Origin of the sequence: Bradyrhizobium sp. SZCCHNS1022, from assembly GCF_032484835.1 — a bacterium.
In the GTDB taxonomy this organism is placed as follows: Bacteria; Pseudomonadota; Alphaproteobacteria; order Rhizobiales; family Xanthobacteraceae; genus Bradyrhizobium.
In genome coordinates, this window is sequence record NZ_JAUETT010000004.1 from 517,100 (window position 1) to 529,189 (window position 12,090).

The 12,090-nt window shown below is 64.4% G+C and carries 13 protein-coding genes; 4 read left to right on the plus strand and 9 right to left on the minus strand.

The window, feature by feature from the left end; genetic code table 11:
- Positions 1–57: 57 nt before the first annotated feature.
- Entirely contained in the window at positions 58–1,389 is a 1,332-nt protein-coding gene (gene dctA, locus QX071_RS25200; RefSeq protein ID WP_315706016.1) for a C4-dicarboxylate transporter DctA, read from the plus strand.
- Between the two features lie 36 nt (positions 1,390–1,425).
- Here dctA and QX071_RS25205 read toward each other — a convergent pair whose 3' ends face one another.
- Genes QX071_RS25205 through rpe form a run of 3 tightly spaced genes read right to left on the minus strand, consistent with a single transcriptional unit; the run spans position 1,426 to position 3,507 of the window.
- Positions 1,426–2,253, minus strand: a complete 828-nt coding sequence (locus QX071_RS25205) for a bifunctional allantoicase/(S)-ureidoglycine aminohydrolase (RefSeq protein WP_315706015.1) — start codon at positions 2,251–2,253, stop codon at positions 1,426–1,428.
- Positions 2,254–2,306: 53 nt separating this feature from the next.
- Positions 2,307–2,792: an ureidoglycolate lyase gene (locus QX071_RS25210; protein ID WP_315706339.1), complete on the minus strand. Its 486-nt coding sequence runs from the start codon at positions 2,790–2,792 to the stop codon at positions 2,307–2,309.
- 13 nt (positions 2,793–2,805) lie between these two features.
- Positions 2,806–3,507, minus strand: a complete 702-nt coding sequence (rpe, locus tag QX071_RS25215) for a ribulose-phosphate 3-epimerase (RefSeq protein WP_315706014.1) — start codon at positions 3,505–3,507, stop codon at positions 2,806–2,808.
- 232 nt (positions 3,508–3,739) lie between these two features.
- Here rpe and QX071_RS25220 point away from each other — a divergent pair, with 232 nt between their 5' ends.
- A complete protein-coding gene (locus QX071_RS25220) occupies positions 3,740–4,516 on the plus strand; it encodes an EF-hand domain-containing protein (RefSeq protein ID WP_315706013.1) in 777 nt (258 codons plus the stop codon).
- Here the strand turns inward: QX071_RS25220 and QX071_RS25225 are convergent.
- Positions 4,513–5,511: a P1 family peptidase gene (locus QX071_RS25225; RefSeq protein ID WP_315706338.1), complete on the minus strand. Its 999-nt coding sequence runs from the start codon at positions 5,509–5,511 to the stop codon at positions 4,513–4,515. The genes QX071_RS25220 and QX071_RS25225 overlap by 4 nt on opposite strands.
- 333 nt (positions 5,512–5,844) lie before the next feature.
- On the opposite strand from QX071_RS25225, the gene QX071_RS25230 reads away from it, so the two are divergent.
- A complete protein-coding gene (locus QX071_RS25230; RefSeq protein ID WP_315706012.1) occupies positions 5,845–6,219 on the plus strand; it encodes a response regulator in 375 nt (124 codons plus the stop codon).
- A 66-nt stretch (positions 6,220–6,285) separates the two neighbouring features.
- On the opposite strand, the gene QX071_RS25235 is transcribed toward QX071_RS25230, so the two are convergent.
- The 5 genes from QX071_RS25235 to QX071_RS25255 form a co-directional block, all read right to left on the minus strand.
- Positions 6,286–7,404, minus strand: a complete 1,119-nt coding sequence (locus tag QX071_RS25235) for a branched-chain amino acid ABC transporter substrate-binding protein (protein ID WP_315706011.1) — start codon at positions 7,402–7,404, stop codon at positions 6,286–6,288.
- 137 nt (positions 7,405–7,541) lie between these two features.
- Entirely contained in the window at positions 7,542–8,276 is a 735-nt protein-coding gene (locus tag QX071_RS25240; protein ID WP_315706010.1) for an ABC transporter ATP-binding protein, read from the minus strand.
- On the minus strand, positions 8,273–9,118 hold the full coding sequence (locus QX071_RS25245) for an ABC transporter ATP-binding protein (protein WP_315706009.1): 846 nt from the start codon (positions 9,116–9,118) through the stop codon (positions 8,273–8,275). The genes QX071_RS25240 and QX071_RS25245 overlap by 4 nt, the downstream gene beginning before the upstream one ends.
- A complete protein-coding gene (gene livM / locus QX071_RS25250; RefSeq protein ID WP_315706337.1) occupies positions 9,115–10,401 on the minus strand; it encodes a high-affinity branched-chain amino acid ABC transporter permease LivM in 1,287 nt (428 codons plus the stop codon). Before livM ends, QX071_RS25245 begins: the two co-directional genes overlap by 4 nt.
- 53 nt (positions 10,402–10,454) lie before the next feature.
- Positions 10,455–11,372, minus strand: coding sequence for an ABC transporter permease subunit (locus tag QX071_RS25255; protein WP_315706008.1), 918 nt, complete (start codon positions 11,370–11,372; stop codon positions 10,455–10,457).
- Positions 11,373–11,643: 271 nt separating this feature from the next.
- Between QX071_RS25255 and QX071_RS25260 the strand changes: the two genes are divergently transcribed.
- Positions 11,644–11,826 carry a hypothetical protein gene (locus tag QX071_RS25260; protein ID WP_315706007.1) on the plus strand — a complete coding sequence of 61 codons (183 nt, stop codon included), beginning with the start codon at positions 11,644–11,646 and terminating at the stop codon, positions 11,824–11,826.
- Positions 11,827–12,090 lie beyond the last annotated feature (264 nt).

Below are 12,090 nucleotides of genomic sequence, written 5' to 3' on the forward strand. Positions count from 1 at the left end.
AGTGCCCGGCTCAGTCGTCGCCAATACCGGCGCGGCGGCGTAGGATAGGAGCTTCTTATGACGGCAACGGATGCGGGGGTAGTCAGGACATCGCGCGGCGGCGGCAGCCTGTTCGGGTCGCTGTTCGTCCAGGTCGTGGTGGCGCTGATCCTGGGCATCCTGATCGGCTTCGTCTCGCCGGAAACGGGCCAGGCGCTGAAATTCTTCAGCGACGCCTTCCTCAAGCTGATCTCGATGGTGGTGGCGCCGATCGTGTTCTGCGTGGTCGTGCACGGTATTGCCAGCGCCGGGGACTTGCGGAAAGTCGGCCGGGTCGGGATCAAGGCGCTGGTTTATTTCGAGGGCATGACCACCGTTGCGCTCGCCTTCGGCCTGATCCTCGCGCTGGTCTTCGGCCCCGGCCATGGCATGAACATCGATGTCGCCAAGCTCGATCCGAAGGCCCTCGCGAGCTTCGCGGACAATGCGCACAAGCTGCAGGGCGGCGGGCTCGGCGGCTTCATCCTCAACATCATCCCCTCGACTGCGTTCGACGCCTTCTCGCGCAATGACGTGCTGCAGGTGCTGTTCTTCGCGGTGATCTTCGGCGTCAGCCTGGCGCTGGTCGGCGAGCCGGCCAAGCCGGTCGTGACCTTCGTCGACGCCACCGCCAAGGTGCTGTTTCGCGCCATGGGCCTGATCGTGCGCGTGGCGCCGCTCGGCGTGCTCGGCGCGATCGGTTTCACGGTCGGCAAATACGGCATCGGCTCGCTGCAGCAGCTGTTGACGCTGGTCCTGCTGTTCTATGTCTCGGTCGCGCTATTCGTCGTCGTCGCGCTCGGCATCGTGATGCGGCTGGCCGGCCTGAGCCTGTTCAAGCTCCTGCGCTATCTGAAGGAAGAGCTGATGATCGTGCTGGCCACGGCCTCGTCCGATGCCGTGCTGCCGCAGATCATGCGCAAGCTCGAGGCGATGGGCGTCAAGGAAGAGGTGGTCGGCCTCGTCATCCCGACCGGCTATTCCTTCAACCTCGATGCGTTCTCGATCTACCTGACGCTTGCAGTCGTGTTCATCGCGCAAGCCACCAACACGCCGCTGTCGGTCAGCGAACTCCTGCTGGTGCTCGGAGTCTCTCTGATCACCTCGAAGGGCGCGCATGGTGTGCCGGGCTCGGCGATCGTGATCCTGGCTGCGACCTTGGGGGCGGTGCCGGCGATCCCGGCGATCGGCCTTGTGCTGGTGCTCTCGGTCGACTGGTTCGTCGGCATCGCCCGCGCCGTCGGCAACCTGATCGGCAATTGCGTCGCCACGGTCGTGGTTGCGGCCTGGGAAAACGATCTCGACCACGCCAAGGCGGTCAAGGTGCTCGATCGCGGCAGCTCGGATGAGGTCGAGTATCAAGCCACGTGAGATACGTGACTTGATCGTTGCGGGACGACCTGCCGCTTACCGGAACGGCCGCAGCGGCATGTGGCGGTTGGCGTCCTTGTAGAGCAGGTAGCGGAAGCGGCCGGGGCCGCCAGCGTAGCAGGCCTGCGGGCAGAAGGCGCGCAGCCACATGAAGTCGCCGGCCTCGACCTCGACCCAGTCGCGGTTCAGCTTGTAGACCGCCTTGCCCTCGAGCACGTAGAGTCCATGCTCCATCACATGCGTCTCCAGGAACGGGATCACTGCGCCCGGCTCGAAGGTGACGATGTTGACATGCATGTCGTAACGCACGTCGAGCGGATCGACGAAGCGCGTCGTCGCCCAGCGCCCCTGTGTTTCCGGCATCGGAGCGGGTGAGATCTCGGCCTCGTTGGTGACGAAAGCGTCGGGTGCGGGAATGCCTGGCACCGCCTGATAGGCCTTGCGGATCCAGTGGAAGGTCGCAGGTCCCGTGCCGGCGTTGCGGAGTGTCCATTGGCACGCCGGGGGCAGGAAGGCGTAGCCGCCGTGGCGCAGCCGGTGCTCGGTGCCGGCCAGCGTCAGCGTGACCTCGCCGCCGACCACGAACAATACGCCTTCGGCTTCAGGATCCGGTTCCGGCTTGTCGCTGCCGCCACCGGGCGCGACCTCCACGATGTATTGCGAGAAGGTCTCGGCGAAGCCGGAGAGGGGACGCGCGATCACCCAGACCCGGGTCTTGTCCCAGAACGGCAGCGCCGAGGTGACGATGTCGCGCATCACGCCCTTGGGGATGACCGCATAGGCCTCGGTGAAGACGGCACGCCCCGTCAGAAGGTCAGTCTGCGGCGGATGCCCGCCGCGGGGAATGAAATAGGGTTCGTCCATCGTCTTGCTCCAAGCCGGCAATAAAGGCCGGCAGTATCAGTCTGCGCGCGCCGTCATGCCGGCGTCAGCGACAGCGGCCGATCCAGCCATACTTCCTCGAGATTGTCAGCACCGAGGCGGTCGGCGACCAGGAAGCGCTCTCCTTCCCCGAGCACCAAAAGTGGATGATGCCAGATATTTCGCGCGTAGTTCACGCCTTGCCGACCGCTCGCGGTAAAGGCGCGATAGCTTGAGGGATCGCGCGGGTCGTCGCAGACCAGTACCAGCCAGGGCCTGTCCTGCAGCGGCATGAACAATTGGCTGCCCAGCGGGTGCCGCTCCATCAGCTTGATTTCGATCGGCAGCGGGCGCGGCCTTGCCTCGAACAGGCTGATATTGACCGAGGCGCCGCCGCTGGTCACGTCGATACCGGCAAGACCATTGAAGCGCCGCGCAAAACCCTGGTTGATTTCGATCGGTTCGGCGCCGTCGATCTCGACGACATCGCCGAAGCGCGCAAAGCCCGCCTTGGTCAAGGGCTGGGGCGTGATCTGCAGCATCGGCGGTCCGAGCTCAGATGGCTTCGCCACGCGCGAGCGCAGCGGCGCTGCGGATGGCGGAGATGTTGCCGCGATAGGATTCCATCGTGCCGCCCTTGAATACGGCAGAGCCCGCGACAAAGGCGTTGGCGCCGGCTGCAGCCAGTTGTCCGGCGACCTCGGGCCCGACGCCGCCATCGACCTCGATATCGATGGGCCGGCCCGCGACCATGGCGCGCAGGTCCTGGATCTTGCCGAGCGCGGAGGGGATGAAGGCCTGGCCGCCGAAGCCCGGATTGACCGACATGATCAACACGAGGTCGATCATGTCGAGCACATATTCGATCGCGTTGAGCGGCGTCGCGGGATTGAGCGAGACGCCGGCCTTCTTGCCGAGCGCGCGGATCGCCTGCAGCGAGCGATGCAAATGCGGGCCGGCCTCGGCATGGATGGTGATGTGGTCGCAGCCGGCCTTGGCGAACGCCTCGAGATAGGGATCGCAGGGCGCGATCATCAGATGGGCATCGAATACCTTCTTGGTGTGCGGGCGCAGCGCCTTGATGACGTCGGGGCCGTAGGAAATGTTCGGAACGAAATGCCCATCCATCACGTCGAGATGGATCCAGTCGGCGCCGGCACTATCGACTGCGCGAACTTCCTCGCCGAGCCTGGAAAAATCGGAAGCCAGGATCGAGGGCGCGATGACGAGTGGACGCGGCGTGAAGGCTTGAGTCATGGCGTTGTCTCCCGGCGGACTGACATTCAGAGCGCCCTAACATGCAGACGCAATTCCGGCAACGTAAGGCCGGCAAAATTGACCTGCTTGCGGCATGAAATGCCTGGGTCATCGCGGGAGCGATCGGAAAAAGCTGGACATATCAGCGCGTTGCGATTGGCACGGTGCTTGCGAGGAGGGCATCGCATAAGGTTTCGCCTCGCTTGCCGGGGCGCTCTTTCGGAGTCCTGCCATGTGGTTTGCGCTTGGGGCCGCCTCGTCGATCCTGGAAGGCCTGCAGTCGCTGGGGTCATCAAGATCCGGCGCGAGCCAATCGAACGGCTCCGGCTCGGGTCTGTTCGATTTTCTCGGCGGGTCAGGCTCGACGAACTCGTCGGCAAACTTCACGCCCTGGCAGCCGAGCACGAGCGGCGGCTCGGCGCAGATCTCCTCGGAGACCATGAGCGCCCTGATCGCGGCGCAGAGCCAGTCGGGGACGAGCGCGTCATCGGGCTCCACCTCGTTCAAGGACCCGCTGCAGGACCTGTTCTCGCAGCTCGACGGCAACGGCAACGGCCAGATCAGCAAGTCGGAATTCGAAAGCGCACTCGGCGCCGGCGGCACCAATGTCGCCAATGCCGACAGCGTGTTCGGCAAGCTCGACAGCAACGGCGACGGCAATGTCAGCTTCGATGAGCTGAAATCCGCGCTGAAGGGCGGGCATTCCGGTCGCCATAATCAGGCCGCCAGCGCCAACGACGGCAGCGGTTCGAACGGGATGAACGCGAGCAGCGATGCCCTGATGCAGGCGCTATCGGGTGCCTCGAGTAGTTCGAGCAACAATAGCGACGGCTCGACCACGACCACCATCACCTATGCGGACGGCTCCAAGGTGACCATGACCTCACCGGCGGCGTCGGCCAGCGCGAGCTCTGCGAGTTCGTCCTACAATTTGATCGAGAAGCTGATCCAGCGCGAGTCGAACGCGCTGTCAAATTCGGCTTCGTCCGCCTCCGCCGTCAGCGCCTAGCTTCCGTACCGGTCCTGCCAGGCCGGCAGCGCGCCGGCAAAGGGCAGGGCCGTCGCGTGATAGACGCCACGCGCGATCGCCCGCGCCAGCACGTTGGCGGCGACCATGCCGAGTTCGCTCAGTTCGACCAGCGGTTCGATCGGCTTCTCGCAGGTGGCGGCCGCGAACACCACATCGCCGTCGAGCGGCAGATGCACCGGATAGATCGCTCGCGCCATGCCGGTCTGCGCGATCATGGCGAGCCGTTTCGCTTGCGCCTTGGTCAGGATCGCGTCCGTTACCACCGCTGAGACCGTGGTGTTTTCTGCCGCCGTTGCCGCCGGACCTCCCTTGATGCGCATCGCGAGCATGTCCGGCGTGAACGAGGCGGGCTGGCCGCGTCCGCCGAACTCGCCGTTCACTTCAAATGGGGCTGCCCAGAACCACGGCCCGTTGCCGATCGTGACGCTGCCGACCGCATTGACCACGGCAAGCGCGGCGACCGTGATTCCGCCTGACGTCATCGCCGAGGCCGAGCCGAGCCCGCCCTGGAAATTGGCGGTGGTGGCTCCCAGGCCTGCTCCGACGCTGCCGAGTTTGAAATCGGTGCCCGCAGCTGCGGCCGCCGCGTAGCCGAGATCACGATAAGGTGCAAAGCGACCCCAGGACTTGTCGCCGCCGTTCAGCAGATCGAAGATGACCGCCCCGGGTACGATCGGGATCAGCGCGTCATGCACCGCAAAGCCGCGGCCCTGTTCCGCGAGCCAGGCTTGTACACCGCCGCCGGCATCCAGGCCGAAGCCTGAGCCGCCGGACAGTGCGATCGCGTCGATCCGGTCGACGGTATTGACGGGATCGAGCAGGGCGTCGTCGCGCAAACCCGGACCGCCGCCGCGAATGTCGATCGCCGCGACCGCCGGGGTGTCGAACAGGATCACGGTCACCCCGGAGGCGAGCTTGGGATCGTCGGCATTGCCGACATGCACACCTTTGACATCGGTGAGGAGGTTCTTCACGTGACGGTCTCTCGGCTGCATCGTGTCAGCCAGCTCGTAGCGCAACACGCGCTGCGCCTCAACGTTCGAGCGCGCCCTGGATCCCCATGCCAGCCCACGCCTGCGATCGGGATATTTTCCCTTCGCCATGTGCCTTCACCGTGAGGTTGAGGACGGCGAGGTAAGCGGGTCTGGATCGATTGAGGTCACATTTTACCGATCGATAATTTGTCATATGTAAGTGCCGATTGATGAGGTAACTGCACCTTTACCGCGGATCCCATACACATACCCATGGTTGTATCTGGGTTCCGTTCCTGGTCTTAGTCGAACCCACAAACGCTGGAGCCGTTCATGCCGCGCATTCTCGTTGTCGACGATCAGAAGGATGTTCGCGCGATGATCTGCATGGTGCTGCGCGTCAATCATTTCGATGTCGCAGAGGCCGCGAGTGCGGCCGCCGGGCTTCAAGCGTTGAAGGATACGCCGTGCGATGCTGCGATCGTCGACGTCTTTCTGGGCGACTCCAACGGTCTCGATTTGGTCGCGGCGATGCGCGAGACGATTCCGGACCTGCCCGTCGTTGCGGTCTCCGGCATGACCGCCTTCGATGGGGTTGCGCCTTCGGACGAGCTGAGACGCGTCGTCTATCTGCAAAAGCCGTTTCGACCGGCCGAGCTGATGCGCGCCGTCGCCGCCGCACGGACGGCGGTGGCCGCCTCGGCCTGACCCGCAAAAGAAAAACGCCCCGGCGGACCGGGGCGTTCGTAGTTCGCTATTCGTGTCGGACTTCGATCAGGACCCCTTCGGGTTGATCTCGGCATAGTTGCCGTTCGCATCCCACTTGTAGACGACGTAGTCGAGCTGCTTGATGTCGCCCTTGGAGTCGTATTCGAGCTTGCCGATCACGGTATCCCACGAGCCCGCCTTGATGGCGTCCATCACCTTCTTGGGGTCGGTGGTGCCGGCCTTCTTCGCCGCTTGCGACCACACCTGCATCGCCGCGTAGGTGTAGAGCGTATAGCCTTCGGGATCGATGTTCTTGGCCTTGAACTTGTCCACGATGGCCGCCGCGGTCGGCTTCTTGCGCGGATCCGGACCGAAGGTGAAGAGGGTGCCTTCCGCGGCCGGCCCGGTGATCGAGGCGTATTCCTTGTCCGCCATCGCGTCGCCCGCCATCAGGATCGTCTTCAGGCCCTGGTCGCGCATCTGACGCAGGATTAGGCCGGCTTCCTGATGGTAGCCGCCGACATAGACGAGATCGATGTTCTCGCGCTTCAGGCGCGAGACGATCGCGTTGAAGTCCTTGTCGCCCTTGTTGTAGGACTCATACAGCTTCTCGGTCACGCCTGCCTTGTTGAGCGCCTTCTTGGTCTCGTCGGCCAGACCCTTGCCGTAGGTGGTCTTGTCGTTGAGGATCGCGATGTTTTTGCCCTTGAAGGTCTTCGCGATGTAGGCGGCGGCGACCGCACCCTGCTGGTCGTCACGGCCGCAGACGCGAGCGACGTTCCACAGCTTGCGCTCGGTGAAGGTCGGGTTGGTCGAGGCTGGCGTGATCTGCAACACATTGCCATCGGCGTAGGCCTCGGACGCCGGGATCGACGACGACGAACAGTAGTGGCCCGCGACGAACGGAATGCCGGCACCGGCAATCTTCTCGGCGACCGAGCGCGCCTGCTTAGGATCGCAAGCATCGTCCTCGACGTCGAGCGTGAGCTTCTTGCCGAGCAGGCCGCCTGCGGCGTTGAGGTCGGCCACCGCCATCTCCGCGCCGTTCTTCATCTGCCGTCCGAAGGCGGATTCGCCGCCGGTCATGGGACCGGCCACCGCAACGGTGAGGTCATCCGCTAGCGCTGCCGTCGAGAGCGCGAGCGTTGCGCCCAGAGCCAAGCCGAAGAGTTTGAGTGGTTTCATGAGAAATCCTCGAATGATCAATACGGACGTCCCGGGACGGCCGGGTGGTAAGACCGGCCGCATTGTGGCTGATTTTATCGCGAAGTCACCGGCAAAATTCGGGCAGATGGTGCTCGGAACGAATCTAAAACCGGCAGCTAGGCGTGGCGCCCGCCCTCGAGATAGGCGGCGCGGATCTCCGGCCGCTGCAGCAACTCAGCGCCCGAGCCGGCCAATGTGATCAGGCCGTTGACCAGCACATAGCCGCGATGCGCGAGTTTGAGCGCATGGTTGGCGTTCTGTTCGACGATCAGCACGGTCAACCCGTCCTGCCGGTTGAGCGTACGGATGGCGTCGAAAATTTGCCGCGCGATGAGGGGGGCGAGGCCAAGCGAGGGCTCATCCAAAAGTAGCAGGCGCGGGCGGCTCATCAGGGCGCGCCCGATCGCCAGCATCTGCTGCTCGCCGCCGGACAGGGTGCCGCCCCGCTGGTCCATCCGCTCCTTCAGCCGGGGGAACAGGGCGAACACGCGATCGAGACTGTTCGCGCGCTCGGCCTCGCTGGTCTCGGTGGCGTCGGCGCCCATCTGAAGGTTTTCCGCCACGCTCATGCGCGGGAAGATGCGCCGCCCTTCCGGCGATTGCGAGATTCTGAGCCGGGCGATCTGATGGGTCGGCACCTGCGTGATGTCGGCTCCGTCAAACAGGATGTGGCCGGAACTCGCGCGGGGCCGGCCGAAGATCGTCATCATCAAGGTCGACTTGCCGGCGCCGTTGGCGCCGATCAGCGCAACGATCTCGCCCGCCTTGATGTCGAGATCGACGCCCTTGAGCGCTTCGATCTTGCCATAGGCCGCGCGGAGATTGCGGATCGCGAGGAGGGGGGCGCTCACGCCTGAGCCTCCATCACGGCAATGGCCTCTTCTTCGTCGCTGCCGAGATAGGCCGCGATCACCTTCGGATCGTTGCGAACCTCGCTTGGCGCGCCCTCCGCGATCTTGACGCCATAGTCCATCACTATGACTCGATCGGAGATTTCCATCACGACGCTCATGTCGTGCTCGATCAGCAGGATCGAGGTGCCGTAATCGGCGCGGATCGAAAGCAGCAATTCGCTCAGTGCGCCGCTCTCGCGGGCGTTCAGGCCGGCCGCCGGCTCGTCCAGGCAGAGCAACGCCGGCTGCGTGCACATGGCGCGCGCGATCTCGAGCCGGCGCTGGTCGCCATAGGCGAGATTGCCGGCGGCGTCATCGGCGCGGTCGAGCAGGTTGACGCGCTTCAGCCAGACGATCGCATTGTCGATCGCTTGCCGCTCGGCGTGGCGATAAGACGGCACGCCGAGCAGACCGAGGAGCGTGAAGCCGGAGGCGCGCATCAAGGCGTTGTGCTGCGCCACCATGAGGTTCTCCAGCAAAGTCATGCCGGGGAACAGGCGGATGTTCTGAAAGGTGCGTGCGACCTTTGCGAGCTTCGAGATCCTGAAGTCGTTCAGCTTCTGCAACTCGAACTGTGCGCCATCGGGATGGGTGAGCCGGATCGTGCCGGAGGTCGGCCTGTAGAAGCCGGTGATGCAGTTGAAGACCGTGGTCTTGCCGGCCCCGTTGGGGCCGATCAGCGCGGTGATCTGCCGCGGCCCGGCCGCGAACGACAAGTCATTGACCGCAACGATGCCGCCAAACCGCATGGTCAGGTTTTCGACGGAGAGGATCGGCGGTACGGCAGCATCGGCCCTCATCCGTGGCCCTCCTTCACGAGGTCGGACGAGATCGCCTGCGCTTTCTGCAGATAGACGGTCGGCGCGCGGTGGCCGATGATGCCGCGGGGCCGCCAGATCATCAGCAGCACCATCGCCATGCCGAACACCAGCATGCGGTAGACCTCGAGGCTGCGGAAAAGCTCGAACCCGCCGATCATCGCGAGTGCCGCGAGTGCGACGCCGAGCTGCGAGCCCATGCCGCCGAGCACTACGATGGCCAGCACCAACGCCGATTCCTGGAAGGAGAAGGATTCGGGGCTGATGAAGCCTTGGCGCGTGGCGAAGAAGGCGCCGGCGAAACCGCCGAACATCGCCCCGGTTGCGAACGCCGTGAGTTTGGTCGTCGTGATGTTGATGCCGAGCGCGCGGCAGGCGATCTCGTCCTCGCGCAACGCTTCCCAGGCCCGTCCGATCGGCAGCCGGCGCAGCCGGATCGTGGCCCAGTTGGTCAGCAGCGCCAGCGCCAGGATCAGGTAGAACAGGAAGCCAAGCCGCTGGCTCGGCGAAAACGGGATCCCGAAGGCGGAGGCGAGGCCGTTCGGACCGGGGGTCAGCGTGTAGCCGAACAGGCTGGGGCGCGGGATTCCCGAGATGCCGTTGGGGCCGCCGGTCAGGTCCTGCCAGTTGATCAGGACCAGCCTGATGATTTCGCCAAAGGCCAGCGTCACGATGGCGAGATAGTCGCCGCGCAGCCGCAGCACGGGGAAACCGAGCAGCACGCCCCAGAATGCGGCGAGGATGCCGGCCAGCGGCAGGCAGATCCAGAACGACAGCCCGAAGCTGGTCGAGAGCAGGCCGTAGGAGTAAGCGCCGACCGCGTAGAACGCGACATAGCCGAGGTCGAGCAGACCCGCCAAGCCGACCACGATGTTCAGCCCCCAGCCCAACATCACATAGGTCAGGACCAGGATCGCCTGGTCGATAATATAGGGCTGCTTGTAGAAGATGACCGGAACCAGGAACGCGATGCCGAGCAGCGCCGGCGCGACGAACCGGCCTGCCGCCGCCATGCCGCGCCCGACCACGGGCGGGATCAGTCCGGCCGCGCCGCCGCGGGGCCCCAGCCAGAGCCGGAACAGTTCGACCGCGATCGATCCGATGAAGACTGCGCCAACGAGTTCGGCGAGTTCGTCGAAACGAGTCCAATAGATGAGCTGCCCGGTCGGGCCGGCTTCGGTCCTGACTCCGATCATCAGCGAGAACAGGCCAAGCGCGACCAGCGCACTCAGGAACGCTTTCTTGAAGATGGCGGCCGCCCCCATCGGTTGGGCGGTCTTCGACGATGCGGGATGTGGTGCGCTCACGCCGGACCCGTTCAGACTTTTTCGACTTCGGGCCGGCCGAGCAGGCCGGTCGGCAGGAAGATCAGCACCACGATCAGGATCGAGAACGCCGCGACGTCCTTGTACTCGACCGAGAAATAAGCCGACCAGAAGGTCTCGATCAGGCCGATCGCAAGGCCGCCAAGCATTGCCCCGGGCAGCGAGCCGATGCCCCCGAGCACCGCGGCCGTGAACGCCTTGATGCCGGCCACGAAGCCCATGAAGAAATCGACCAGGCCGTAATAGAGCAGATACATCATGCCGGCGACCGCAGCGAGCGCCGCGCCGATCACGAAGGTCATGGAGATGGTGCGGTCGACGTCGACGCCGAGCAGCGAGGCCATGGTCTGATCCTGCTCGCAGGCGCGCATGTCACGCCCGAGCCGGGTGCGCGACACCAGCCAGGTGAACAGCGCCAGCAGCACGATTGTCGTGACGACCACGACGATCTGGATGTTGGAGAGCTGCACGACAAAGCCATCGGAACTCTCGTGCAGGGTGTAGCCCCCGGTGACGATCGGCGGCACCGGCTTGACGCGCGCGCCTTGCGCGACCTGCGAATAGTTCGTCAGCACGAACGACATGCCGATCGCCGACAGCATCGGCGCGAGCCGGAACGAGTGTCGCAGCGGCCGGTAGGCGATCCGCTCGACGGTCCAGCCGTAGAGGGCGGTGGTTGCCATCGCAACCAGGAGCACGATCAGAAGGATCACCGGAACCGCGGTCATTCCGATCGAGACCAGGACCAGGAACGAGATCAGCGCGATGAACCCGCCGATCATGAAAATGTCGCCATGGGCGAAGTTGATCATGCCGACGATGCCATAGACCATCGTGTAGCCGATGGCGATCAGGCCATAGATGGAGCCGAGAACGAGGCCGTTGATGAGCTGCTGCGCGAAGTAATCCATTGACTACCGAGAGTGGTTCGCAAACGCGGCGAGGAGCGTGCGCCTCGAAGCGACGCATCTTGAGGTTCTAACAGCAAGGAACTGCGGGCGGCAACAGAGTGCGCTGCCGCAAATGCAGGCTTATCCCGCCTTCTTTGGCGGCGCCGCTACGGTTGTAACGGCCTCGCCGCAGAATTGCCGTGAATAGTCGCGGAGGAACGGATTGTTCCATGCAACGTTAGTTGGAGTTTTGGATTAGATAGCTGCGACGTTCACAAAGGGAGATCCTGCGATGAGCAGTCAGATGAACCAGAACCCCGGTCAACAGAACCCCGGTCAACAGAATCCCGGCCAACAGAGCCAGAATCCCAGCCAGAAACCTAACCAGAAACCCAATCAGAAGCCTGGCCAGCAGCAGCAGGGCGGCGGGCAACAGCCCGGCCAGCAACAGCAGGACCCGGGTCGGCAGCGCTAGTTCGCGTCGATGAATTCACAAGAAGGCCCCGCCCAGCGGTGGGGCCTTCTGCCTTGGCAGAGGGGCGCCTTTACCCTGGGGCGCCTGGCCCGCGGTCTTGAGCATGACTTGAGGATGACTTGTGAGGGGACGCCTTGGGCAGGAGCCTGCGCGCGCCGGGGGGGGGCAGGTACCAAAGCACCGGGCGCCGCAGTTAAGGTAAACGAAGGGTTTAAATTGCCCGCCGTAATTTCAGCGCGTTAACTCCGTCAGATCGGCACCACG

What these genes read in the sequence shown, in the direction of transcription:
- QX071_RS25255 (WP_315706008.1), bottom strand. Translation starts at nt 11,372, where the DNA reads ATGGATTACTTCGCGCAGCAGCTCATCAACGGCCTCGTTCTCGGCTCC.
- QX071_RS25205 (WP_315706015.1), bottom strand. Translation starts at nt 2,253, where the DNA reads ATGGACGAACCCTATTTCATTCCCCGCGGCGGGCATCCGCCGCAGACT.
- QX071_RS25210 (WP_315706339.1), bottom strand. Translation starts at nt 2,792, where the DNA reads ATGCTGCAGATCACGCCCCAGCCCTTGACCAAGGCGGGCTTTGCGCGC.
- QX071_RS25220 (WP_315706013.1), top strand. Translation starts at nt 3,740, where the DNA reads ATGTGGTTTGCGCTTGGGGCCGCCTCGTCGATCCTGGAAGGCCTGCAG.
- QX071_RS25235 (WP_315706011.1), bottom strand. Translation starts at nt 7,404, where the DNA reads ATGAAACCACTCAAACTCTTCGGCTTGGCTCTGGGCGCAACGCTCGCG.
- QX071_RS25260 (WP_315706007.1), top strand. Translation starts at nt 11,644, where the DNA reads ATGAGCAGTCAGATGAACCAGAACCCCGGTCAACAGAACCCCGGTCAA.
- QX071_RS25245 (WP_315706009.1), bottom strand. Translation starts at nt 9,118, where the DNA reads ATGAGGGCCGATGCTGCCGTACCGCCGATCCTCTCCGTCGAAAACCTG.
- rpe (WP_315706014.1), bottom strand. Translation starts at nt 3,507, where the DNA reads ATGACTCAAGCCTTCACGCCGCGTCCACTCGTCATCGCGCCCTCGATC.
- livM (WP_315706337.1), bottom strand. Translation starts at nt 10,401, where the DNA reads ATGGGGGCGGCCGCCATCTTCAAGAAAGCGTTCCTGAGTGCGCTGGTC.
- dctA (WP_315706016.1), top strand. Translation starts at nt 58, where the DNA reads ATGACGGCAACGGATGCGGGGGTAGTCAGGACATCGCGCGGCGGCGGC.
- QX071_RS25230 (WP_315706012.1), top strand. Translation starts at nt 5,845, where the DNA reads ATGCCGCGCATTCTCGTTGTCGACGATCAGAAGGATGTTCGCGCGATG.